This window comes from Fulvitalea axinellae (genome assembly GCF_036492835.1).
In the GTDB taxonomy this organism is placed as follows: Bacteria; Bacteroidota; Bacteroidia; order Cytophagales; family Cyclobacteriaceae; genus Fulvitalea; species Fulvitalea axinellae.
Genome location: NZ_AP025316.1, coordinates 400,922 through 427,207, shown reverse-complemented (window position 1 = coordinate 427,207; position 26,286 = coordinate 400,922). Strand labels below are relative to the sequence as shown.

The 26,286-nt window shown below is 49.1% G+C and carries 12 protein-coding genes; 7 read left to right on the top strand and 5 right to left on the bottom strand.

Features of this window, described 5'->3' with window-relative positions:
* Positions 1-68: 68 nt before the first annotated feature.
* A complete protein-coding gene (locus AABK39_RS22140; protein ID WP_338395180.1) occupies positions 69-2,882 on the bottom strand; it encodes a M16 family metallopeptidase in 2,814 nt (937 codons plus the stop codon).
* A gap of 776 nt (positions 2,883-3,658) precedes the next feature.
* A complete protein-coding gene (locus tag AABK39_RS22135; protein ID WP_338395179.1) occupies positions 3,659-5,128 on the bottom strand; it encodes a sulfatase in 1,470 nt (489 codons plus the stop codon).
* Between the two features lie 386 nt (positions 5,129-5,514).
* Here AABK39_RS22135 and AABK39_RS22130 point away from each other — a divergent pair, with 386 nt between their 5' ends.
* The 7 genes from AABK39_RS22130 (at position 5,515) to AABK39_RS22100 (ending at position 16,546) form a co-directional block, all read left to right on the top strand.
* Positions 5,515-6,777, top strand: a complete 1,263-nt coding sequence (locus AABK39_RS22130; protein ID WP_338395178.1) for a metallophosphoesterase family protein — start codon at positions 5,515-5,517, stop codon at positions 6,775-6,777.
* A 536-nt stretch (positions 6,778-7,313) separates the two neighbouring features.
* On the top strand, positions 7,314-8,414 hold the full coding sequence (locus tag AABK39_RS22125) for a Re/Si-specific NAD(P)(+) transhydrogenase subunit alpha (RefSeq protein ID WP_338395177.1): 1,101 nt from the start codon (positions 7,314-7,316) through the stop codon (positions 8,412-8,414).
* Between the two features lie 137 nt (positions 8,415-8,551).
* The gene (locus AABK39_RS22120; protein WP_338395176.1) at positions 8,552-8,866 is read left to right on the top strand and encodes an NAD(P) transhydrogenase subunit alpha part 2; all 315 of its coding nucleotides are present in this window, start codon (positions 8,552-8,554) and stop codon (positions 8,864-8,866) included.
* Positions 8,867-8,913: 47 nt separating this feature from the next.
* Positions 8,914-10,299 carry an NAD(P)(+) transhydrogenase (Re/Si-specific) subunit beta gene (locus AABK39_RS22115; RefSeq protein ID WP_338395175.1) on the top strand — a complete coding sequence of 462 codons (1,386 nt, stop codon included), beginning with the start codon at positions 8,914-8,916 and terminating at the stop codon, positions 10,297-10,299.
* Between the two features lie 630 nt (positions 10,300-10,929).
* On the top strand, positions 10,930-12,342 hold the full coding sequence (locus tag AABK39_RS22110) for a S41 family peptidase (protein ID WP_338395174.1): 1,413 nt from the start codon (positions 10,930-10,932) through the stop codon (positions 12,340-12,342).
* 203 nt (positions 12,343-12,545) lie between these two features.
* Complete coding sequence (locus AABK39_RS22105) at positions 12,546-13,487, top strand: cation diffusion facilitator family transporter (protein WP_338395173.1); 942 nt, start codon at positions 12,546-12,548, stop codon at positions 13,485-13,487.
* Between the two features lie 299 nt (positions 13,488-13,786).
* Positions 13,787-16,546: a glycoside hydrolase family 2 protein gene (locus AABK39_RS22100; RefSeq protein ID WP_338395172.1), complete on the top strand. Its 2,760-nt coding sequence runs from the start codon at positions 13,787-13,789 to the stop codon at positions 16,544-16,546.
* A 445-nt stretch (positions 16,547-16,991) separates the two neighbouring features.
* Here AABK39_RS22100 and AABK39_RS22095 read toward each other — a convergent pair whose 3' ends face one another.
* The 3 genes from AABK39_RS22095 to AABK39_RS22085 all read right to left on the bottom strand — a co-directional run bounded on the left by AABK39_RS22095 (position 16,992) and on the right by AABK39_RS22085 (position 26,275).
* Entirely contained in the window at positions 16,992-17,594 is a 603-nt protein-coding gene (locus AABK39_RS22095) for a GNAT family N-acetyltransferase (protein WP_338395171.1), read from the bottom strand.
* Between the two features lie 149 nt (positions 17,595-17,743).
* Positions 17,744-19,087, bottom strand: a complete 1,344-nt coding sequence (locus AABK39_RS22090) for a type IX secretion system membrane protein PorP/SprF (protein WP_338395170.1) — start codon at positions 19,085-19,087, stop codon at positions 17,744-17,746.
* 24 nt (positions 19,088-19,111) lie between these two features.
* Entirely contained in the window at positions 19,112-26,275 is a 7,164-nt protein-coding gene (locus AABK39_RS22085; protein ID WP_338395169.1) for a T9SS type B sorting domain-containing protein, read from the bottom strand.
* Between the last annotated feature and the right edge of the window lie 11 nt (positions 26,276-26,286).

Sequence of the window (26,286 nt, the reverse complement as noted above, 5' to 3'; positions counted from 1 at the left end):
GAGCTCCGCAAAGGTTCCTAGATTATTTCCGATTATTTAATTCAGCTTCTTCCCTTCAGGTCATCCCACTACTTCTCTGGGCTAAGCACAAACTCAAGGCACTCGTCCACCTTGAAATATTTCTTGGCCAGTTTTCTCAGCTTCTTCTCGCTGATATTTCTGATTTGGCCTTCGTAGCGCTCAAAATCCTTGGCCGTTTCGCCCCTAGTGAACTGGTCTTCCATCACCCGGCGCCAATAGCCGTTGCTTTCCAATGAGTTTTCCCTGTTTTTGAGCAACGCCTTTTTCACCTTTTCGAGATCTTCCTCGGAAATCGATTTCTTCAGTTGCTCAATCTCACCGAAACTTGCGGACACCAAAGTGTCGAGCTTATCGGGATTGCAGGTGAAATATACGTCCAGCCTGAAGTGATTGAAAGGTCTTTGCATCACCGTAGCGTTCGAAAACGGAGCGTAAGCGCCTCCCAATTCCTCACGGATCTTTTTGGTCAGGCGGATGGTCAGCAAATCGCTCAACATCCCCATAGCTATGCGCTCCTCTTGCCCCGACGGGTATATCCCCGTAAACCGAAGAATCACTTTCGACTTGTCCACCTTGTTTTTCGGAAAATCAAAACGCTCGGCCGTCTTCGGAGGCCTCACTCCGTGATCTACGAATTCGGCTTTGATTTTATTTCCGGGCAAACTCCCCAAGTAACGGTTCAGCAAGGGCTTGATTTTCTCCGTTTCAAAACTTCCCACAATAAAGAATCTAGTGCCTCTTGCGGATCCGAAACGGGAAACGTAGAAGTCAAAAGCCTTGTCCAGATCAATTTTGTCCAGCTTTTCCGGTGTCAGCAAAGTGGCTGTCCTCGGGCTGTTTTGCATCATCACCTTGTTTATCCCGTCGGTGAAATACGAATCCGGATTATTGAGGCTTTTTCGGTTATATTCCTTTTTGTTAGAAATGAAATGCTCAAACTGAGGAACGTCTTTTCGCGGAGCCGTGTGCGTCAGATATGTCAATTGCAACAGCGTCTCGAAATCCTCGTTCGATGAAAAACCGGAAACACCCTCCGTATAACGATGCATATAAGGGGCTACGTAAACCTGTTTTCCGGAATTGATACGGTCCACTTGCTGAGTGTCGAATTCGCCCAACCCGCCAAGGCTTACCAAAGTGGCCGCCATGGAGGCGTTATCGAAGTTTGCGTCAGAAGCCCGTGAATAACCGCCTTCCCTTAATGAAGAAAAGCGTATTTCGTTATTTTTGAATGTGGTAGACTTCAAAGTTACCGTCACACCGTTTGCGTATTCCAAGGTAGTGATGTCCAATACCTCATCATGTTTGTCCTTAACAGGCGATACAGGTTCGGGAAGCACGGACATCAACGGCTTGTCGATTTCCATACCCTCATAAGCCGTAATAATTTCGTCGGAAACTTCCGCCAAACCTTTTAACAGCTCATCCTTAGTAGGTACAGGGTCACCTTCCGGGGCCGTGACCAAAACCACACGGTTTTCTTCGGAACCGGAGATATACTCGTTTACCAGATTCTGGATATCCTTAAGGGTGATTTCTTTGAGTACCCGCTGTACGAATTCCTTTTTGAATTTAATATCGGCATACTCCTCGCCATACAAAACGTGATTGGAAAGCATCCCCACGATTTGTCCCGAAGTCTGCTTGTCCTCTTCCATAGCCGCTCGGTCAAAATCCTTATGCAGAATTTCTTTCTTGCGGTCCAAGTCTCCTTGGGTAAACCCGTAAATCTTGATGCGAGCGAGTTCTCTGGCCAATCCCTTGGCTCCTTCGACTATCTGCCCCGATTTTACGGTAGCCAAAGAAACGTAACGGTCCGTACCGCCCGAAGCGGCGGTGGCATAAGACTGCGCATAGAGGAAAGGCGCGCCCGGCTTCTGGAAAATATCGTTCAGACGCTGGTTAACCATGTACGTGTAGAGCAGGTTGACCACGCTACGCTTCAAGTCGCCCAGTGTTTTTTCCTCTTTGTGAGGAAACTTGCTTATGATTTTTACCGATGTGGTGGTGATTTCCTTGTCTTGGATGATATTCACCAACGTCTCCTTGTGTTTCGGCACACCGTAACGCTTTCTCTCCTTCTCGTTTTCCGGATTTTTCATTTTACCGAAAGTGCCCTCAATTCTTTTGAGCATATCGGCTTCGTCAAAATCACCCGAGACTACCAGCGTCGCCAAATTCGGACGATACCAGTCACGGTAAAACTTACGGATTTCCTCGTCGTTGCCTTCCTTGGTCACCACGTCCATCAAACCAATCGGACGGCGGTCCAAATAGCGGGAGCCGTGGTAAAGCAAAGGATACATTTCGTCCTTGAGCCTCTGCTGCAGGCCAATAGTGGTGCGCCATTCTTCCAAGATCACACCACGCTCCTTGTCAATATCTTCGGTGTTCAGTTTCAGTCCACCAAGCCAATCCCCAAGTATATGAAATCCCTGATCCAGCGTCTCAGGCTTGTTGTCCGGCATCGGCAACATGTACACCGTCTCGTCATAGCCGGTATAAGCGTTCAGGTCAATCCCGAATTCCACGCCGATCGATTGCAAATAATCGATCATGCCATTACCGGGAAAATGCTCACTGCCATTAAAGGCCATATGCTCCAGAAAATGTGCGAAGCCTCGTTGCTCTTCGGTCTCCAAGATTGACCCCGCATTTATAATCAATCGAAAGTGGACTTCCTTTTTAGGAATTCCGTTTTTCTGCATATAATATCGAAACCCGTTGCCAAGTTGCCCAGTCTTTGCCTTTGCGTTAAAAGGTATTGGGCTGTCCGCAGAAGTTTCCTGTGAAAATCCCCTTGTCCCCAACGCTATGACAAGTCCAAAAAATAGCAATACGGTTCGCTCACACCTTCTCATAATCAACACTACATTTTTGTATTAATCGATGAATCTTGACTCTTTTTTGAGATATAATCGCCTTTCGGCGTTAATGAACAATTGGCGTTTAGAGTCAAGTTCATTTACAAATGTATGAAGATATATGATTTCATTGCCATTATGACAGCTGTTTTGTTATGACATTTTAAATTTACTATCCACTACTTAACTTTTATTATTAAATCGATAATTACATATGCTACTATAATCATTATTATCTATCCGCGGGCTTTTTTAACAAAATCAAATTATTATAGTACGCAACACATTACACCAACACACACACAAGCCATATATTGAACTATTCGGTTTCCTTTTCGCTTAGGTATCGAAGCTTTCAACTTGAAAAACGCTTGAGAATCTTCTCTTTAATTAGAAGAATTAAATACCCTGTTTTTTGGAAAGCGCTCAAAAAAAGTAACATTAAAAGCCGAATCAGCCCATATAATTATTTCGCCATCGAATAAATACAAATGGCTCTTAGTCCATCTTAAACCGGAATAAGCTAAATAATGAAAAAGGAAAAGTAAGCCCCGTTTTTATAACGTTTGTAATCAGTCCAATAAGACCAATATTTTTCGAATTTGTTAAAAATAACGATAACGATAATATCTTTTCGGCTCACTATCAAAACACTTCCGCTGAGGTGAAAACAAAAAAAATCCCTTCCAGAATTTTTATCCGAAAGGGAATCAGATGCTAAAACATATCACAACAAATGGCTAAACCAAGCCTCAACCCGTAAAGAATAGAGCTTACTTAGGATACACAGTCGCTTGATGCTTCCTTTCCGCATCCAGCGCTTTTGAAAGCTCTTTCACCGTCGAAGCGTACACCGGATCATGGGCTACATTGTTATTCTCTTCCGGATCCTTTTTATGATTGTAAAGCATTTTCGCGATCACTTTGCCTTCCTTGCGCCATTCGGAATATACATACCGTCCGTCCATCACCACATCCGCACCTTGCCAACGGGCAAAAGAGTAACCGGCCTGCGTAGGCTTGCCTTGACCTTTAAAATACGGAACCAAGCTGTTTCCTCCCACATGATCGGGAATGGTTACGCCCAAAAGCTCGCAAACCGTAGGATAAAGGTCGGAAGCATTGGCCGGCACGGATACCCGAACCGACTTCTCCTGCCCCGGCATCCGGACCATCATCGGAATCGAAAGGGCATTCGACATTACGTTATGTTTACCCCAGAAACTATGCTCACCCAGATGAAAACCATGGTCGCCCCAGAAAACCACTACCGTGTTTTTGTCCAAACCTTGGGCTTTCAGTTCGTCCATCAAACGCCCCAACAGGCTATCAACATAACTCACCGCAGCGTAATAACCGTGTCTGGCCATCTTGTGAAATTCCACCGTACTGTCGGCCAAATTACGGTGATGGTACATCGTATATTCCCTTGAGCCCCGTACCTGTTTCGGTAGGTTCAAAGGCTTATCCGTATTCCCGGCTACCTTGATGGCCTCCCGGTCATACATATCCCAATATTTCTTCGGAGCGTAAAACGGCAAGTGCGGTTTCACGAAACCAACCGCCAGAAAAAACGGCTGACCTTTCTTTTTGAGCCTCCGCAAATCGATCAGGGAACGCTCCAATACCTTTCCGTCAAAATATGCGCTGTCTGGCACGTCGGCTCCTTCCACTATCGGCCCGCGGTAGCCTTCCACTTTCTTTCTTTTTTTGGTTTTCGGATCCTTAAAAGAGTAACTGCTGTATTTCTGGTAATTCTCCGAATCCGGGTCCAGCCACTTCTTGCCCTCTATCTGCGGGCGCCAAGCCGGCTCGCTCCAACTGTCTTCCGAATCATCTCGATCATGGAACACCTTTCCGTTTGATATAGTATAATACCCTTGGCCTTTCAACAACTTCGGCAACGCCGTCGCTCCCCCGAGTTGCGAATCCGCCCTGCGCAGTCCGTTCTTCACGTTCGGCGAAAGAGCGTGCACCCCTGTCAGCGCACAAGCGCGCGAACCCATGCAAATCGGTATGGCGCAATAAGCATTCTCAAAAAGTGCCGCTCGAGAGGCCAGTTGGTCAATGTTCGGCGTATGCACCTGATTGTCTCCGTATGCGCCCAGCCTTTGGCCCAAGTCATCCACGGTTATGAACAGCACATTGTACGGTCCCTCGCTCTCTTCCTTCGGCGCCATGCACGATACTTGACCAGCCAAGGCCAAAGCTACCGACGCTATCGAAATTTTCTCTCTAATCATCTTAAAAAAATTAACCGTCAAAAATCCGTTAATCCAAATCTACCCAAAGGTCCCTTAGGGATTTCGGCCAATGGATCGAAACTAAAGTCAAAATCGACGCACAAAAACATTTGAGATAAAGAATACACACGAATCGAATCCCTCTGACAGCGACAAAAAACACGAGAATACATACGCCATATTAGCGCTAAATATTTTTTTTGGATTTCGGCAAGGTTCCCGACACATATTCTTCGCTCAAATGCGTCTCTATCCGTTTTAATTCGGCCAATTGGGAAAATAATTTAGTACTTTGGCCCCATATCCAAACCCCATGGTGTTCTACGCTATAACAATAAGCCATGGATCCTCGGATATATTTTGTTGTACTTTAATACATACGCATCATGTTCAACCTAATGAACAGAAAAGGAAAAGCGCTGGCATTCGTAGCCGGGGCTCTCCTGACTTTTTCGTGTGCCCAAGAGAAAAAAAGCACACTCTCCAGCGAAGGACTGGAACTCAAAAGACAACCGTACCTGCAAATGGCTTGGGGCGACAGCGCCACCGTAACATGGAAAACCAACGGAGTGGCGAAAGAATGTAAGGTAGTGTACGGTACCAGTCCGGAAAACATGAATCTAACGGCCACTGGCATTGTGGAAGACCAGCGCGTCAACTCCATGAACATCGTCAAGCTCAAAGGCCTGAAGCCTGGTACCAAATATTTTTATAAGGTTTACAGCAACGATTCACTTTTGGCCTTCGGCGAAGAATATTACCTGAGAACCGAACCGGCCAAAGGCACCAACAAATACTCTTACTACGCCATGGGCGATATCGGGCAACATATCCATAAAAAAGGATTTCCCGATGTAACAGCGGGCCGAATCAACGACCTGCCCGTACGCCCTGACTTCGGTATCGGCCTCGGCGACATTGTTTATTACAAGGGCGAAAGCGAGAATTACGAAAAGAACTTCTTCTTCCCCATGAGGTCGATCATGCGTAATATTCCGTTTTACCCGGCCTTGGGTAACCACGACTGGGGAACAAATCCGAAAGACAATTTCGACCAAGAGTGGATCTTGCCTGGCAACGAGCACTACTTCAGCTTCGATTACCAAAACACGCACTTCGTAGCGCTTGACTCGCGTAACGGCGATTTCTACGAGCCTGAAAAGCAGGTGAAGTGGCTTGAGAAAGACTTGGCCGACGCCCAAGGAAAATACGACTGGATTGTGGTATACCTGCACCACAACGGCAAAACTTGCTCTTACAAAAGCGATAACAAGCACGTGATCGACCTTTACGAGGTCTTCGCCCGCAATAATGTGGACTTGCTCCTGAATGGACACGCCCACACTTACGAGCGCCTGAAGCCTTACGACAAAGACGGCAACGTAATTCCGCAATTCTCGGCGGATTCACTCAACACTTATCCGGAAATCAAGGACGGATTTATCAGTATCACTACCGGAGCGGGCGGAAAACTGAATCGCAACTGGGCGCCGGATCCGGACAACTGCGACCACGGACCAATCGTAGCCAAAGCCGCCCACGACGGGCACTTCAGCCTTTTCAGCGTAGACGGCCGTCGTCTTGAGATGAAAGTAATCAACTCCTTCAACGGAGAAGTCATGGACTCTATGGTCATTGATAAAAATTAAATTTTAGTAAAGAGTCCTTTACTAAGGTTCAACTAAATGGAATAACAAGGGGCGCTAATCGGCGCCCTTTTGTTTTGCCCAACAACAGCCCCCTTTTGCGGGTTCTGTTTTTGCCTAATCCCCAAAGACAAAGTCTCCGAGGTTTCGACAGCACCAAAAAAAGACCGCCACTCAGCAAGCCCAAAGTCAAACACGGGAATATCCAATACAAACACCTCCGTCATTCTCGCCGAAAATGGCACCATGTGCCCAAAAGAAACAGGACCGAAAGCTTCTACTGACTTTTCCTATTTAACAGCCCCGGTTTTGATGATATCGGTCATATTCTGCCAAAACAAATGTAACTAACTTGCGTCCTCATTTAGGAAACTCGGTCTTAACCGAAACCTTTTCCAGCACCTGACGTAAAATATCGGCCTGTATGACCAAAACGGTCTCATACGGCTCTCAAGACACGATATTTTATCGGGAAATAATCCACTGGTCAAGATACCGGTATATTTAAGAAGAAAACCACAATACTATAAATGAGTACCATGCTATTAGGAATACTTAAAGAGTCGGACGACCGGCGCGTGGCCATCAGCCCCGAATCCGTGAAGAAATTCAAGGACAAATTCGAGGTGAAGGTGGAAACCGGAGCGGGAGCCAACGCCCAATTTTCGGACAAGGACTACACTGCCGCCGGCGCCGAGGCCACGGATAGGAAAACCGTCCTCTCCACCGCCGACTTGGTCTTCTCAATCGATCCGATCAACCAAGAGGAAGCGCAGAGCCTCAAGCCGGGCGCTATCCTGATTTGCCAGTTCGCTCCTTTCAACGACGACAAACTGACCGTTTTCCTTGCCGAGAAAGGAATCACGGCCTTCAGCCTCGACATGGTGCCGCGTACCACTCTGGCCCAGTCAATGGACGTACTTTCTTCAATGGCCTCGATCGCGGGTTATCGCGCCGTGCTCAAAGCCACAGACTTCCTGCCTCGCTACATGCCGATGCTCACCACCGCAGCGGGCACCATCCCGCCCGCCAAAGTACTGATCCTCGGCGCCGGAGTAGCCGGTCTTCAGGCCATCGCCACCGCACGCCGTCTGGGCGCCGTAGTGGAAGCCTTCGATACCCGCGCGGCCTCTAAAGAGGAAGTGGAAAGTCTCGGAGCCAAATTCGTAGAGGTGGAAGGCGCCACCGACGACAAAGCTGCCGGCGGTTACGCCGTAGAGCAGTCGGACGACTACAAAAAGAAACAGGCCGCACTGATCGCCGACAAAGCCGAGAAGGCCGACATCGTCATCACCACCGCCCTGCTTCGCGGACGCCCAGCGCCGACACTCGTACCGAAAACTACCCTCGACCGCATGAAAGCGGGCAGTGTAGTGATCGATATGGCATCGGTAACCGGCGGTAACTGCGAAGTGACCAAAGACAAAGAAACCGTGGTATACAACGGCGTAAGCGTAGTAGGACACTCCAATCTCTCCGAGGAAGTGGCCCAGCACGCTTCAATCCTTTACGGCAAGAACATCGAGAACTACCTCAAGCTCTTGTGGAACGAGCAAGGCGAACTCGATTTCGAAAACGAGATCGTAGCCAAAAGCTGCATCACCCATAATAAGGAAAACTATTACGCTAAGAATGCTTAATGTATAGTACAAAGTAAACAGTAAAGGGTAAAGAGTACTTTGGGCAAGGCTGTTAGCCTATAAATCCCGCCTCTCTTACCCCGCACACGGTACTCTTTACTGAGTACGCTTTACTTTTTACTACAAAAAGAACCACCATGCTAGAAATACTTATCCAATTTATCGGCGAGAATTTCGGGATGATCACCATCCTGGTTATCGCCTCTTTCTTGGGCATGGAGATTATCTCCAAAGTGCCTACCGTACTGCACACGCCATTGATGTCGGGCGCGAACGCCATTAGCGGCGTGGTAATCATCGGCGCCATCATCCTGATCCGCCGTGCCGAAGCGGGCGACTACTTCTCGTTGGTTCTCGGAACCTTGGGTATCGCCTTGGCCATGATCAACGTGGCCGGCGGTTTTGCCGTGACCAACCGTATGTTGGAAATGTTCAAGAAGAAAAAGAAATAAACGGGAACATTGCCGGCCCTGCCGGAACCCCACTGATATAGAATACGATGGAAAAAACTATAACCGACCTGCTTTATCTGGTCAGCATTATCCTGTTTATTGTAGGGCTCAAGGGGCTTAGCCACCCCGAAACCGCCCGGAAAGGCAACCTTACCGCCGCCGCGGGTATGATTCTCGGTATCCTCGTAGCCTTGTTCGAGCCTATCGAAGGCAACAACAACTACGGATGGATCGTAGCCGGCGTAGCCTTGGGCTCGGGTATCGGACTCGTGGCCGCCAAGAAAATCCAGATGACCAAGATGCCCGAAATGGTATCGCTGTTCAACGGTCTGGGTGGCGCCTGCGCCATGTTGATCGGCTTGGTTGAATTTTACAACCTCCCGGCTGGCACCGATATGATGAGCGCAGCGGTATTCACCGACATTTTCGCCCTGATCATCGGTAGCGTTTCGTTCTCAGGCAGTTTGATCGCCTACGGCAAACTCAACGGCAGCCTCCGCGACAACTTCAAGCTTCCCGCTCCGCAAGTGATCAACGTGCTTACGCTTATCGCCGTAATCGCAATCAGCGTTATGATCGCTATGGGCGACTCTCTCGACTTCAACCTCGTTATCGCCCTGTTGGCCGTATCTCTTTTCTACGGCGTAGTGTTCGTAACGCCTATCGGCGGTGGCGACATGCCCGTGGTTATCTCTTTGCTTAACTCGTTCACCGGTATCGGAGCCATGGGCGCCGGCCTGATTTACGGTAACAACGTAATGATCATCGGCGGTATCCTCGTAGGCGCTTCGGGTATTATCCTTACCGTACTGATGTGCGAAGCCATGAACCGTACCCTGCTCCACGTACTCGTGGGCGGACTCAGTGGCGGATCGGGCGGATCAGGCAACGACCGTGAGCAAGTGGTGAAAGAAGTAATGCCGAACGACTTGGCTATCCAGCTTAAGTATGCCAGCAAAGTAATCGTGGTACCGGGTTACGGACTCGCCGTAGCGCAAGCCCAACACACCATCCACGAGCTTGAGCAACTTCTTACGGCCGAGGGTGTGGACGTAAAATACGCCATCCACCCGGTTGCCGGACGTATGCCGGGCCATATGAACGTACTCTTGGCCGAGGCCGACGTATCTTACGACAAGCTTCTCGAACTCGACCAAGCCAACGCCGAATTCCCGACTACCGACGTAGTGTTGGTAATCGGCGCCAACGACGTGGTAAACCCTGCGGCCAAAGAAGACACTACGAGCCCGATTTACGGTATGCCTATCCTCGATGTGGAATTGGCCAAAACCGTAGTGGTAATGAAGCGCGGTATGAACAAAGGTTACGCCGGCATCGAAAACCCGCTCTTCTTCGGGGAGCGTACCAAAATGCTCTTCGGCGACGCCAAAGCCTCGATCAACAAGATCAAGGACGAGGTTAACCAAGCGTAATTTGATTGGTACTGAGTAAATAGTAAAACGTAAAGAGACTGCTCGGGTATTGTGTTAAAATCCTGGACTTCGTTCCTTTACAACCATAAACTCATTTACTTGAAGTGCCTAAAGTCACAGATACTACAATGCGCCTTTAGCGTATTTCGATAAAAAAGGTCCCGCCAGTTGCGGGACTTTTTGTTTGTTGAAATTTTTCTCCCAGAGCATATAGCTGATCTAAACTTAAGCCCTCCGTTCTGCCATTTCTTTTTCTTTATTATCATCTATGTACTGGATTTCTTCAGCGGTACTTCTACTCTTGTCCCATTCCAAATACGCCATAGCAAAAGACGTATGGTGAAAAAGCTCTACATATAATTTTATGTATTAATAACTGATCTTCATTTTCCTTAATCAAAACCATATTTTTGCACTAAAAACATTTAAATAACTTAATCAGTCTTTTTTTGAACTTTTAAAACTCAAACAAAATGATTTTCATAAGAAATTAATGTAATTTGTGCGCTTATTTCATGTTTATCTCACAATCAACCAAGTATGCCGCTCTTCAGATCATTATTTATCACACTACTCCTACTTTCGAACTCACCCCTTTTCGCCCAACAAAAACTTAGCTCACAAAAAGCGTTGGAAGATTTACGACAGTTTGAAAACAATCTAGAAGAACGTTCCTCCTATATCCATATCACAGATTACGACTACAAAACGGCCATCGGCCAGCTCAGAAGTGAGCTCAAAGAAAAGGAGGAAGTTGACACTAGAGATTTTGTTTCCAATGTATCAAAAATCATTTTTAAAATAGGCGATCGCCACGCTAGGGTTAAATGGGCGGGTGTGGATTTCGACACCATTCCCCAGGACAAGCTTTATTTTCCGATGTTGCTCGCCAATTACCAAAACAAGCTAATCGCCCTCAAAAAGAACGACAGGAAATATGACCTTTATAATGCGGACTTCCCATACTTGACTTCAATTAACGGTATCGAAATGCAGGACTTCTTGTCACAGTTCGCCACCGAAAACATTAAGGCTCCATACGCTTCCATGCTGACACGAGGCGCCGAAGACCTTAGAAAATACGGCCCGCTTATGTATATGAACGGTAAAAAAGTCAGTGGCCTGATCGCTCTTACGCTTTCCAATACTAACGGTCAAAAAATCACGCTGGAAGCATCCCCTCGTACTAATAGGGAAAAGTATGTGAGCATAGCGGATATCAGAAGAAAGTACGACGACTATCTGGACGACAAAAAATACTATAAACTGTCCTCATGGATAGGGAAAAAAACAGGGTATATGGCGATTCCTAAAATGTATTCATTTGAAGAGGAACCAAGCTTCAAAAATCACCTTTTTGAAAGCATGAAAACCTTCCAGCACGCCGAAAACCTAATCATCGACATCCGCTACAACAAGGGAGGTAGCCGAGATATCATCAATATGCTCGCCCTGTATATCGTTGCGAAAGATCAGAGTCCGTGGGTCGCCAACGTGGCTTACGTACGCACTGACGCCGACGATAAAAAAACAATTGACGGAATGGACGAAAGGTATCTCTATCGCTACGGCTCCGATAAGTTCACCCGAAAAGACCGAAAGGCCATTGACCGGTTCAACAAAGCTTTCCGTCCAGAAAAGGATTTTGATTTCGCAAAATTCAGCGAACCGCACTATATGGTCCTCAAAACAGGTAAAAAGCCCTTTACTGGCAACGTCTATATTTTAATGAACGAGCGCTGCTTTAGTGCGTCTTCTATTCTGGCCTCCGCATTCAAAGGTTTGGATAACGTAAAACTCGTAGGCGTTACCACTGACGGGTCTAGTGGCCGTTCCACTTATTTCGAACTCAAAAACTCGGAACTGAAATATAAAATTTCGACCATGATATCGCTCCAACGAAACGGTAAAACGCTGGACGGTAACGGAACCCAACCCGACATTAAGCTCGAAGCGGATCTTGATATGATTTTAGGAGACCGAGATACGCAACTTGAACGCCTTATCGAGATCATTAACAGTAAGAAAGACACAAGTCTTTAAGCCTTAACAAACCCTCCCTACTAGAAATTCAGAGCCCGACGGTTAATAAATTTGGCCGTCGGGCTTTGTCATTTCCGGGAATACAAAAAAGAACCCAACATCACCCAAATCGGATTTCGGAGGGCCTTTCACCCTATTGCAACCCGGTTGCGCTATAAATTCCCGATATTGGCACAACCGAATATATACATGACAAAAAAGATATGGCCCATTCCCATTCACACGGACACAATCACGGTCATGGTCATCACCACCATCACCACGGCGACCTGAAAGGCACCAAACTGGCCGTCACTATTTTCCTCAACATTCTCATTACCGTCGGACAGGCGGTTGGGGGCCTGCTCTCCGGCAGTTTGTCCCTCCTCTCCGACGCCCTGCACAATTTCAGCGACGTGGTGGCTTTGCTTATTAGCTACTTCGCCAATAAACTAACCAAACGCCCCTCTTGCCAGCGCCGGACTTTCGGTTATAAACGCGCGGAAATCGTCGCCGCCATGATCAACTCGGCTACGCTGTTGGTTATCGCCGTTTTCCTGATCAAAGAAGCCGTAGAACGCCTTTACTCTCCTATCGAGATCAAGTCGGTGACCGTAATGGTTTTGGCTGGCCTGAGCGTCTTGCTCAACGGCGCCAGCGTGCTACTGATCAAGGACGAAGCCGACAACAATATGAATATGCGTTCGGCGTACCTGCACCTGTTTACAGATATGATCTCGTCGGTGGCCGTGCTTATAGGCGGTGCCGTGATGTTTTATTTCAAGATCTATTGGGTCGATAGCCTATTGTCTATCGCCGTGGCTCTTTATCTGATTTATTCTTCGTACGGGCTTCTCACCCAGACTTTGAAAGTGTTGATGCAGTTCGCTCCATCGGATATTCAGCTGGAATCCGTTAGCCAAAAAGTAACGGAGCACCCTGATGTAAAAGGTATGCACCACGCCCACCTTTGGCAACTCAACGATAATGACACCCATTTGGAAGCCCATATCGAGTTTGAAAAAAACATACCTATCAGCGATACCGCAACGGTGTTCGACAATTTAAAGAAGACTTTGCTTGACGAGTTCGACATTAACCATGTCACTTTCCAAGCGGAGTTTGAATCGCCATGCGCCCATACGCTTATCGAGGACGAAAGGTAAAATCCTCATCTATTTCCAACCTCGTTCCGACAGCCCCTCGTCCTTAAGCGTGGGGCTGTCGTTTTTTATAAACATGCATTTTGCTCCCCGATTTTTTCTTCATAAAAAATTGGTACCGAGGCCGGAACCCTTCCCGGATTTTTTCGATACGCAAACCGTTGCAAACCAGCCCTACATAGCTCTAATTGCTTTTTTGAGGTACTTGATCCGACCAGTTTTATACAAGGCAAAACTCCTCCGCCCGATGATTTATTGTCGATCGGTAAAAATATAAATCCATACAGCACAAATATAGCACGATGAAGAGCAAGTTTAGATTTTTGACGGCGCTCCTGTTTCTTTTCGCCACGGTCGCCGTGGCGCAGGAAAGCCAGCGCCAATACCTCTCGGGCAAAGGCATAGACGACGCCGTATCCTGGGATTTTTATTGTACCAAAGGAATGAACAGCGGCAAGTGGTCCACTATTCCGGTGCCTTCCAGTTGGGAACCTCAGGGCTTCGGAACGCCACGCTACGGCCTCGGCAAAAATATGGTGAAAGCCGATGAACGAGGCATCTACAAACATGAATTCACCGTAGACAAATCGGCCAAAGGCAAGCGGGTCGAGATCGTATTCGAGGGCTCTATGGTGGAAACCACCGTATTCGTCAACGGCAAAAAAGCCGGCGCCAAACACGTAGGCGGTTTTTATCGGTTCAAATACGACATCTCCAAACTGGTACACTACGGGCAAAAGAACAGCCTGCGTGTGGAAGTGGACAAAATGTCGAAAAACGGAAGCGTAAACAGCGCCGAACGCGAGGGCGACTTCTGGACAGTCGCCGGTATTTACCGTCCCGTATATTTGGAAATCTCTCCCAAAGAGCGGATCGAAGGTTTTGCCGTAGACGCCCGTATGGACGGTAGTCTTAGCGTGGACGTAAGGCTTTTACCCAGAGGGAAAAAATATACGTTGCGTCAATCCCTTTATGATTTGGTGACGGGTGAGCAAGTGGGCGAAGCGAAAGAATTTCCTTTGCCGAAAAACGGAGACGTTCAGCTTCAAAATACTTATAATAATGTGAAAACCTGGGACTGTGAGTCACCGAACCTTTATGTCCTCAGCTTGGATCTGCTTAAAAACGGTAAAACTGTCCATACCAAAAAGGAACGTATCGGTTTCCGGACTGTGGAAACCCGCCCGAACGACGGTATCTATCTGAACGGCGTAAAAATGGTGTTCAAAGGATCGAACTACCACAGCTGGCATCCGGAATGGGGACGCGCCACCAGCAAGCGCCTAAGCATTGAGGACGCTCTCCTGATGAAAGAGATGAATATGAACGCCGTCCGGATGGCCCACTATCCGCACGACCAGCATTTCTACGACGTTTGCGATTCCCTCGGTCTGATGGTTTTCGACGAGCTTGGCGCTTACCAAGCGTCTTACGATTTCGAAATAGGCAAAAGGGTATTGACCCAAATGATGGAAGCCAACGTGAACCACCCAAGCATAGTCGCCTTCGCCAACGGCAACGAGGGCGGTTACGACCTTGACTTGGAACCCGTTTTCAAAGCCCTCGACCCGCAAAAGCGTTTCGTCTACCACCCTACGCATTACCATAACGGCTTCGACGCCCAGCATTACAAATCACATAATTACGGCGTACACACCTTCCATCATTCAAGGGATATTTTCGTTCAGACTGAATTCCTGCACGCCCTGTATGACGGTGGCGCCGGCGCCGGACTCAGCGATTTCTGGGAAGAGATGCGCACCTCCCAAAACTCCGGAGGCGGCTTTATCTGGGCCTTCCTCGACGAAGGTATCCGTCGCCGTGATCTGAACGACAGCATCGATTGCTCCGGCGACAAGGGCGCCGACGGTATCCTCGGTCCGCACCGCGAGAAGGAAGCCAGCTTCTACACCGTCCGCGACGTGTGGTCACCGATTCAGTTTACTAGAAGATATATCCCTGAAAGCTTTGACGGAAGGCTCAAAGTGGAGAACCAGTACCTGCACACCAACCTTGACCAATGCAATTATATTTGGAGGCTCGAAACCTTGCCTACTCCTTCGGCCAAAGGCCAAACCGTAGCGCAAGGCAAAGGGCAGTTCCCAAGCGCCGAACCCGGACTGAAAGCTTATATGAAGCTGAACCTTCCCTCGCTCAGGAACGCCGATTTGTTGGTACTCGAAGCTTTTGACAAAGAAGATAACAAAGTGAACACCTGGACTTGGCCGATCAAATTCCCTATGGATATCGCAAAGCGATTCGTAAAGGAAGCGAAGAGCGACGGCAAAGTAAACGTGGAAACGAACGGCGACAAACTAACTGCCAAAGCCGACGATATCAAAGTTACCTTCGACCTAAAAACCGGCCTGCTGACTTCGGTACACAACAGCAAAGGCGAGATTCCGTTCAACAACGGACCAAGATTCGTAAAAGGGTACGAGCTGAAAAAGCTTGAGCATAAAATGGTGGGCGACACGCTGGAAATCCTCAGCCGGTTCACCGAAAAAAGAAGCTGGGCCAAGTGGAGAGTCTTCCCGTCGGGCCTCGTAAAGTTGAGCTACCGGATATTCAACATCCGTGGCCGTCACGAGATGCTGGGTATCACCTTCGACTTTCCCGAAACGCCCGACCTGAAAGCCCGTTGGCTGGGCAAAGGCCCTTACCGTGTATGGAACAACCGTACCCGTGGCCAAAATCTGGGCGAATGGGGCAACACCTACAACAATACCCGCACAGGCGCTCAATGGGTGTATCCGGAATTCAAAGGCTATTTCGGCGATTTGTATTGGGCCGAAATCAGCAACAACAGCCAAAGTTTTACCATCGTCAGCGAGACGGACTACAGCTTCCTGCACCTCTTCACACCTGAAATGGACGAGGCCAGAAACTGCCAGCTCCCACCGTTCCCCGAAGGGAATATCTCACTGATGAACGCCATACCGGCAATCGGAACCAAGATCAACTCCCCGGACAACACCGGCCCGAACGGCCAACCGCACAGCCTCAACCAACACGGCGAGCAAAAACCGTTGGAAGGTGATTATTGGTTTGATTTCAGGTGATTGTTTTGATTAGTAAAAGGTAAAGAGTACAGGGTAAAAAGTAGAAAATGGGATTGGGATCTTGGTGCGGATTGCGAATACCAATCCTATACGAAACCAATTCACATAGACTACTTTTCCTAAAAGAAATACCTACTCCTAAACCAACACGGCGTATGGGACTTGCTCTCATGCGCCATTTTTTTAATTCTAAATTGATCCCTTAAAGACTCCTCTCCGATACATGCAGGCGCTTCATTCCAACAAAAACAAGCGAAACATCTTATTGAGAATAAACAGAGACCTGTAAACACAACCCGTATCGAGATGAATATTATCGACAAACCGAGTTGGCGTTACTCTACCAAAAAGTTTGTCGTTTTAATCCAAACAGGTCTTAAGCATTAGGTAAATTCACCAATAGAATACCTAATACTTAAGACCTTATACCCATTGCCAAACGGTCCTACTTTTTACTATTCACGCTAGCGACAAGATTGGACATATCATATTTAAAATCACGCTCCAAAAGGCTATAAATGGCGCTATCCAAAAACCAGCCATCAAAGAAACGATTCTCTCGGAAATAGGCCTCCCTTTTAAAGCCCATCCGTAGCAAAACTTTCTCCGAATTCTCGTTTTCGGGATTAATCTCCGCTTCCACGCTATGCAGGTTAAGATCCGTAAAGCCAAACCTCAATAGCCTGTCCATCGCCTCGGTCATAAAGCCCTTGCCCCAAAATTTCGGCTTCATACTATAGCCGATTTCCGCACGGCGGTTTTCTTTCTCAATTCTCCAAAAAGCGAAATCACCCACCAGCTCACCCGATGCCTTCTCCACAATCGCCCAAAACAAGCCATTCCCTTTTTTGTAAATCTCGAAGTTTTTCGAAATAAACCCTTCGGAGTCATAAACGTTGCGATGCTTGTGGCTATCCATAAACCTCATCACTCGATCGTCAGAGCGTATCTCAAAAACATCCGGAGCGTCGTCGATCGAAAACCGGCGAAAAATCAAACGCTCACTTTCCAGCTCAGGAAAATTATCAAAGTAGTATTCGTTTACCATATCTTTACCAGATAAAGGAGCCAAACATATAACTCACAAAGGCAAGATAACGAATATTAGTACAAAAAATTCATTAATTACAACAACATAGTTCGATCGAGTAAAATTTACGGGATGAGGGTTCTCACCCCGCAAACCTTCTGCAAAGATTACTCAGGCTTATAACGGTGTACCCTCACTCCCTTGAAGCGGGATTTGCGCATTCGTTTCATCTCCTTCATAGCTTCTTTCATCGTATCGAACTTGGCTGTGTACAGATAGTAACGCTCCTTGCGGTTGTTAAAGAACACGCCGGCTTTCATGCCCACCTTGGCCAATGAAGCCTTCAGCTTTTCGAAATCGGCCATATGTTTCGACGAAGCCACCACTACATAATAACCAGCCTTTACCTCGTCCTTTTCATCGCTCTCCTCGGCGCTTTCCATATGCTCCAGCGGGTAACTCTTCATCTTCGATTCCCCTTTTTCGGAATCGATAAAATCCTGCTGTTTCTTGTTCAGCTCTTCAAGCTCCTCCAAAACCTTGTCAAGCGACTTGGCCAGCTCCTCATTCTGTTCCTCAAGTCTTTGTAGCTCGTCACCGATATCGATGGATTTGCCAGAGAGCTTTTTGTTTTTGTTGAACCTACGTTTTCTTATGTCGCTTACCTCACCGCCATACATCAGAAACGCCTCATGGTTTCCGCCCATTCCGCTATCCGACTTTACGTTAGCGCTATACGACGCACTACCGGTCAACTGCCCGAAGTTGATAGCGAACCCCATCGAAACTATGCCTAGGGAATGATACCGCAAGTTAAGGTCAAAAGCGGACTGGTAACTCACCTGAGCGTCCACTTCCCAATACCCAGACTCGTACAATATGCCGCCACCGGCTCCGCCTTTTACCTCAAAGCCTTTTTTCAACGGAACGGAATAGTTGGCCAACGCATAAACCCCTTCCGTAACGTCAAAGCTGTGTTCGGTACCTTGCGGAATAAAAACCTCAGCGCTAAAGCGGTCATACACATACTCCGCACCGGCACTGAAATAAACATAAGGAGCGGTACGATCCAATTCGCGTAACAGAGGCTCGTGATCAAACACCACTATCTTGTCCATATCCAGACGGGTGTCCACTATTTTGGCCTCAAGCCCGAATTTCAAGCTCTGCTTTTTGTCGATCTTGAATTTATAGGCCCCTTGTAATCGCCCGGACGTTCGCGTCACGAAGCTCTCCATATATTTGTCCAAAGACATGGAAATAGCCACCTCCGGCCGAAAGCGGTAGATACCGCCCACAAACAGGTTCTGCGGCGCGCCCGACACATCCACCCAATAGTTCTGGTACCCGACATATACAGCGTGCTGATAATTCACCACTTGGGCCGGATTCCGCAAAAACCCGAATTTGTAAAACAGCGTGCCGTAAGGCGTCGTCATCTGGGCTTGGGCCACCGACACTATCGCCAGCAGGCCCATTAGGCATATTACGCTTTTCAATATCTGTCTCATAACTGTCAGAATCTACCGGACCGCCTAATAAAGCACTTGTATATAGCCCGTCTTATCGAAATCTTCCGTATCGTGTTCAAGCTTGAAATAATAAGTGCCCACTGGCAGACGTTTCCCGTCCTCCGTAGCGCCCCAATCGTTTTGGTAACCTATTGTCTCATACAATAACCTTCCGCCCAAATCGAATATACTCAGCTTGCAATCCCTGTATTTTTCCACATTCTTGATCATCCAGGTTTCGTTAAACCCGTCTCCGTTCGGCGTAACCATATTGGCCGCCTCAAAGCGTTCCATAACGGTATCGATCCACAGGACCACCACATTGTATTGGGTGAATTCCGCCCCGCTTTCCGACACAACCAAGAACTCTCCACCTTCGCTAAGATCGATTACGGTTTTGCCACTAACTATCTCACGGTCGTTGTGATACACACTCGCGCCTTCCGATACCGTAAAATTCACCTTGGTTTTTGTCAGGTCCGTGCCCTCGTCCACTTCCACAGTGACCGTGTTTTTGGAAATCACGGGTACCTCGCGCTGACCGGCGATATTGAAGGAAATAAAGGCGGACTCGTCACTAAGCGATTTTACCGCCCGGACGGTATAAACATTCTGCTTTTTGCCCGATTCGGAAATCACCAACAAGCTCTGGTCTTTCGTAAGGTCAATGGTAGTGATCCCGCTAACGGCTTGGCTTCCTTTATAAACCAAAGAGGCCCGTTCAGAAACCTCGAACGTGACCAGCGCTTGGCCAAGATCGAAATCCGCCGGCACGTTCACCGTTATTTCCTGATCCAGAATTACGCTTTCGCCTATTTGACCTTCAACATCAAAGACCTTGATCCGGGCTTCGTCGTTCTTGTCCACAATGGCCCGAATCGTATAAACGTTGCTGGAGATACCGTCTTCGGCCAAGACCCTTAAGCTCTGGTCTTTCGATAAGTCCAGTGCCGTCAGCCCACTGGTCACCAACTCGTCGCCGACATAAGCTTCGGCTCCCGGCGAAAGGCTAAATACCCCGACCGATTCCGTAACGTCGAAATTATACGGTAGATGGAAAATCACCTCGTGGTGTTCTGTGAATACCGTACCGCCAACCTGACCCGGCACATGCCAAGCGAGCAGTCTGGCGTCGGCGCCAAAGTCTTCGATCGCCTTTAAGGTGTAAACGCTCTGCTCCGTTCCGCTTTCAGACCTTACCACCACCGTTCTGGTTTCCCGCAGGTCGATAAGATTCTGCCCGCTTACGAAAGGTTCCCCATCCAACGTAGCCGACGCACCTTCGGAAAGGGTAAACTCGGCGTTGACTGCCGAAAGATCGTAGCCTGAAGGCACATGGAATTCCACCAGACCGTTTTCGCGGAACAATGTCTCTCCTTTCTGACCCTGAACTTCCCAAGTTTTAAGCTCTGCGCTATGACTAAAGTCTACCACTACCCGCAACGTATAGGAGTTGAAAACGGCACCGCTCTCGGAGACCACCACCAGGCTGATATCCGTAGTGAAGTCCAAAGCGCTCTCACCGCTCTTTACCTCACGGTTTCCGACACGGGCCACGGCGCCGTCCGAAAGGGTAAAGGTTCCCTTGACCGCGGAAATATCGTAGCCCGAGGGTACATGGAATTCCACCAAACCGTTTTCTCGGAATAATGTCTCACCCGTTTGTCCCGGAGCGTTCCAGCTCAGAAGCTTAGCCCCTTCCTCAAACTCGACCACTACGCGCAAAGTATACACCCGGAACAACTCGCCGCTTTCGGCCACTACCACCAAGCTTTTGTCCCGGCTAAGGTCCAAACTTGTCTGGTTGCTCACTATCTCTTGTCCGCCCACTTTGGCCATCGCCCCCGGCGAAAGGGTAAACCTCGCTTTCACCTTGGTGATATCGAAATCGGAAGGCACCCGGATTTCCACCACATTGCCGTCCTTGAATTCCGTCTGCCCTATTTGTCCGTCTACCGTCCAGCTCAGAAGCTCGGCTCCTGTCCGGTAGTCGATAATTCCCCGAAGGGTATAAACGTTAAAGTTTTCTCCGTTCTCGGCTATCACCACGGCGCTTTTGTCTTGCCTAAGGTCAATCGCCCCGCCGTCATACACTTTGCCGTCTATACGGACACTGGCACCGGGCGATACGCTGAACTCAAGCTCTACGGCTGAAAGGTCTTTTCCGTTAAAGAAATGAAACTCCACCACTCCGTTCTCCCGGAAAACCGTCTCGCCTTTCTGGCCCTTGGCCTTGGCTGTCAACAGGCTGGCATCCTGTTTGAAATCGATCACTACCCGAAGGGTGTATACCTTAAAGTTTTCCCCGCTCTGCGAAGTCACCACCAAGCTTTGGTCACGGGAAAGGTCAACCGAAGTAACTCCCGATTCTATCTTCTCCGACCCTATCTTGGCCACCGCTCCTTCCGAAATCTCGAAGTCGGGTATCACGGAAGTGAGATCATAGCCCGGAGGCACATGAAATTCCACCGTCCCGTCCTCGTGGAAAATCGTTTCGCCGTTCTGGCCACCGATCTTCCAGGCGGTCAGTTCCGCTCCGGAATAATAATCGACAAAGGCTTTGATCTTATACACTTTGGCGGTCTTGCCGTCTTCGGAACGAACCAACACCACCCGGTCCTCATTCATATCCACGGCGTCGCCCGCTCGGTAAGGCCTACCGTCAATCTCTACCTTGGCCCCGTCCGATACCGCAACGGTCGGAACGGTGTTCGCCAGGTCAAAATCCGGTTTTACATGGAACTCAACCACGCCGCCTTCGCGGAAAACGGTTCGCCCCACTTGCCCCGTAACGTCCCAAGCGTATAGGTTTGCTTCCGTCCGGTAATCTATCACGGACCGCAGGGTGTAAACATTGACACTCTTGCCGTCTTGGGAAGTCACGGCCAAACTCTTGTCGCTTGACAGATCCAACACGCTTTGGCCACTGGCCAATACTTGCCCGCCCACTTTGGCCTCGGCTCCGTCCGACAAAGAAAACGATGGTCTAACGGCGGAAAGGTCATAACCCGGAGGCACATGGAATTCCACCAAACCGTCTTCGCGGAACACCGTCGGCTCATTCTGATTAGGCACCGACCAGGCGGTAAGCTCAGAACCCTGTAGATAATCCACCACCAGACGAAGCGTATAAACCTTTACGCTTTTACCGTCTTGGGAGGTCACCGCCAAGCTTTTGTCACGGCCCAGATCAAGCACAGTCTGCCCACTAACCAGCGCATCGCCTCCCACTTTGGCCTCGGCCCCCGCGGATAATGTGAATGCGGGCACTACCGCTTCCGTCGCATAGCCCGGCGGAACATGAAACTCGACCACGCCGTCTTCCCGGAAAACCGTCTCGCCGTTTTGGTCCGGCACCGACCAAGACAATAGCTCTGATCCCGTCTCAAAATCCACCACCAAACGGAGCGTATAAACTCTTACGGCCTCACCGCTTTGCGAGATCACCGTCATGCTTTTGTCTTTGTTCAGATCCAAAGCCGTTTGGCCACTGACCAAAACCTCGTCGCCGATTCTGGCCTCCGCCCCGGCGGAAAGGCTGAAGTCGGGCGTGACGGCCGAAATATCATAACCCGGAGGCACATGGAACTCCACAACGCCGTCCTGTTGGAAAACAGTCGTTCCGTTCTGGTTCGGCACCGACCACGCCGTCAATTCCGCTCCCTCATAATAGTCCACCACCGGACGCAAGGTATAAACACTCACATTCTTTCCGCTTTGCGATGTTACAGCCAAGCTTTTGTCTCGGCTCAAGTCAAGACTGGATTGTCCGCTTGTCAACACCTCTTCGCCGATTCTGGCCACGGCCTCCGCCGATATGGTGAATGAAGGTGTCACCGATGACAGATCGTATCCCGGTGGCACATGGAACTCGACCACGCCATCCTCACGGAAAACAGTCTCGCCGTTTTGGTCAGGAATATTCCATTCCAACAATTCAGCGCCTTGCAGATAATCCACCACCAAACGAAGCGTATATACCGTAACGCTTGTTCCGCTTTGCGAAATGACCGCCATACTTTTGTCCCGGCTTAAATCAATGCCAGTTTGGCCACTTACCACAGTCTCGCCACCTATTTTGGCTGTCGCTCCGTCGGATATTGTGAAATTCGGAATCACGTTGGCCACGTCGTAGCCGGGCGCGACATGAAACTCAATCAGCCCGTCCTGCTGGAAGAGCGTCTCCCCCGCTTGGTCCGGTACCGACCATGTCAAAAGTTCGGAACCCTGAAGGTGGTCAACCACCGCCCGCAGGGTATATACCGTAACGTTTTCTCCACTTTGGGAAGTAACCACAAGGCTTCGGTCTTGACTAAGGTCTATATTCTGGCCGATAACCAACGGCTCTTCGCCGATCTTGGCGCTCGCGCCGGAAGAAATCGTAAAGCTGGGCTTGACGGAGCCCAAGGTATAACCCGACGGAACATGGAACTCAACCACGCCGTCTTCGTGAAAAATGGAGGCCCCATTCTGGTCAGGCACACCCCAATAGATCAGTTCGGAACCCTGAAGGTGATCGACCACCAATCGTAAAGTGTAGACCTTTACGTTCTCGCCACTTTGTGATGTGACGGCCAAGCTTTTATCGCGACTCAAATCCAGCCCCGTTTGGCCACTGGCCAACGTCTCTTCGCCTACCTTGGCCCCCGCGCCGTCCGACAATGTAAATTGCGGAATTACCGCCTCGGTATCATAGCCCGGAGGCACATGGAACTCAACCACGCCGTCTTCGTGAAAGATTGTTTCCCCTACCTGCTGAGGCACCGACCAAGTCAATAACTCCGAACCTTGGAAATAATCCACCACCAAACGAAGTGTATAAACCGATACGTTTTCCCCGCTTTGGGAGGTGACTGTCAAACTCTTGTCACGGCTTAAATCTATCGCTGTCTGGCCACTCACCAACAGTTCCTCCCCTACCCTTGCCGTAGCCCCTTCGGACAGGGAAAATGTCGGTCTCACCTCGGAAACATCATAGCCCGGAGGTACATGAAACTCCACCACACCGTCTTCCCTAAAGGAGGTCTGTCCATTTTGGGAAGAAACAGACCACGCCGTTAATTCCGAACCTTGGAAATAATCCACCACCAAACGAAGCGTATAAACCGACACGTTCTCTCCACTTTGGGATGTGACCGTCAGACTCTTATCACGACCAAGGTCCAAAGCCGATTGACCGCTAACCAAAACGTCCTCTCCAATTCTGGCCACCGCGCCTTCTGACAATGAGAACGTAGGGAGCACCTCGGAAACATCATAACCCGGAGGAACGTGAAATTCCACAACGCCGTCTTCCCTGAACGAGGTCAACCCGTTTTGGAAAGGAACAGACCACGCCGTCAACTCCGAACCTTGGAAATAATCCACCACCAAACGAAGCGTATAAACCGATACGTTCTCTCCGCTTTGGGAAGTAACGGTCATACTTTTATCCTGCCTTAAATCAACGGTTGTCTGTCCGCTAACCAGTACCTGCTCACCGATTTTGGCGACAGCCTCAGAGGACAGTATAAAATTGGGCCTTACGGATGCCACATCATAACCCGGAGGCACATGAAACTCTACCACTCCGTCCTCGTGAATCTCCGTCTGCCCATTTTGCCCAGACACTGACCACGACAACAACTCCGAACGCTGGTTATAGTCAACCACTATCCGGAGCGTGTATACCCTAACGCTTTCGCCACTTTGGGATGTGACGGCAAAACTGCGGTCACGGCTCAAATCCAGACTGGTTTGCCCGCTAAATACCTGTTCGGAGCCTACTCTGGCCGTAGCGCCCGGCGACAAGGAAAAATTGGGCCTTACGGCCGTAATATCATAACCCGGCAATACATGGAATTCCACCAGTCCATCTTCATGAAAAATGGTGGTACCGCTTTGGTTCGGCACTACCCAAGCCGTCAACTCATCGCCCTGATAATAATCTACAACGGCCCGGAGAGTATATACTTTGACGTTCTCTCCGCTTTGGGAAATTACGGCAAGACTCTTGTCTTTCGTCAAATCGAAATTGGTTTGCCCGCTCTCAACCACCTCTTCCCCCAATTTGGCCACCGCCCCTTCCGACAGGGAGAAGGTTGGCTCCACGGAAGACAGGTCATAGCCCGGAGGCACATGGAACTCTACCACTCCGTCCTCATGGAAAATGGTTTGCCCGTTTTGGAGAGGCACCGACCAAGCCGTAAGGTCCGACCCTTCGAAATAGTCTACGATCACTCGCAAAGTATAGGCGGTGAAATTCTCCACGCCTTCGGATTCCACAACTAACGTTTTGTCCTTCCTTAAGTCAACCACCGTCTGTCCGCTGGTCAACACTTCGCTATTGATTTTCGCCCTAGCGCCGATAGACAACACAAATTCCGGTTGCGCTTCGGCCACGTTAAATCCGGGCGGTACGTGCACGGTCACGAGATTATTCTCATCAATAATCCCCTCATGACCTCCGATAGACCAAGATTCCAAAGTCGAGCCCAAATAATACGGCCGTTCCGCAGCATGGATAGTGTAGGTGTTCGTGGTCCATTCGTCTTCCGACTGTACCGTAACGGTTACGCTTTGGCTAAAATCCAAAGGATCGGTATTCGAAACCAAGGGCACTTCATCAATCGTCACCCTGGCTTCCGGCGAAGCCTGAAACACCGGCACCAAGGCGTCTACGCCGTAGCCTTTGTCCACCAGTATTCTGAATGTATCATCGCTCTCACGGGTCACCCACGTTCTTACCGTAGCGAAATCGAAATTTTGCAATGTGGCTCCTGTCTCCAAGGCCGGGTCCGAGAGGCTGTACGGCCTGTCCGGGCTCCCGATTACGCCACCGTCGGCGAATACCGCCCCACGGCCGATATCGTGTACGCTTGAAGAGGCTTTGTCATAAACCTTAAACGTAACTGACTCGCCGGGCGAGTCGCTATATACGGTCAGAAAAGCCAGATAGCGTTTCGTTTTCGGATCGTAAACGAAATTGGTAACACCACGGCATTGCCCGCCTACAAAGGCGGCCACTTCACTGTCCGCGTCCTGGATCACCGTTCCCCCAATATTGGAAAAAACAATCACAGTCATATTGTATTGGAAGTCGTTCGCTCGAACCGACCAATCCGGAGGTGTCACCGTCGAATATCCGGCCTGAAAACTCAGTATAAGAGCCAGAACGGACAGCCAGATAGTGGAAATTATTTTTTTCATCGTTTTGATTC

Coding starts and splice junctions, on each gene's coding strand:
- AABK39_RS22135 (WP_338395179.1), bottom strand. CDS start 5,128: ATGATTAGAGAGAAAATTTCGATAGCGTCGGTAGCTTTGGCCTTGGCT.
- AABK39_RS22120 (WP_338395176.1), top strand. CDS start 8,552: ATGCTAGAAATACTTATCCAATTTATCGGCGAGAATTTCGGGATGATC.
- AABK39_RS22105 (WP_338395173.1), top strand. CDS start 12,546: ATGGCCCATTCCCATTCACACGGACACAATCACGGTCATGGTCATCAC.
- AABK39_RS22115 (WP_338395175.1), top strand. CDS start 8,914: ATGGAAAAAACTATAACCGACCTGCTTTATCTGGTCAGCATTATCCTG.
- AABK39_RS22125 (WP_338395177.1), top strand. CDS start 7,314: ATGCTATTAGGAATACTTAAAGAGTCGGACGACCGGCGCGTGGCCATC.
- AABK39_RS22095 (WP_338395171.1), bottom strand. CDS start 17,594: ATGGTAAACGAATACTACTTTGATAATTTTCCTGAGCTGGAAAGTGAG.
- AABK39_RS22100 (WP_338395172.1), top strand. CDS start 13,787: ATGAAGAGCAAGTTTAGATTTTTGACGGCGCTCCTGTTTCTTTTCGCC.
- AABK39_RS22130 (WP_338395178.1), top strand. CDS start 5,515: ATGTTCAACCTAATGAACAGAAAAGGAAAAGCGCTGGCATTCGTAGCC.
- AABK39_RS22140 (WP_338395180.1), bottom strand. CDS start 2,882: ATGAGAAGGTGTGAGCGAACCGTATTGCTATTTTTTGGACTTGTCATA.
- AABK39_RS22085 (WP_338395169.1), bottom strand. CDS start 26,275: ATGAAAAAAATAATTTCCACTATCTGGCTGTCCGTTCTGGCTCTTATA.
- AABK39_RS22090 (WP_338395170.1), bottom strand. CDS start 19,087: ATGAGACAGATATTGAAAAGCGTAATATGCCTAATGGGCCTGCTGGCG.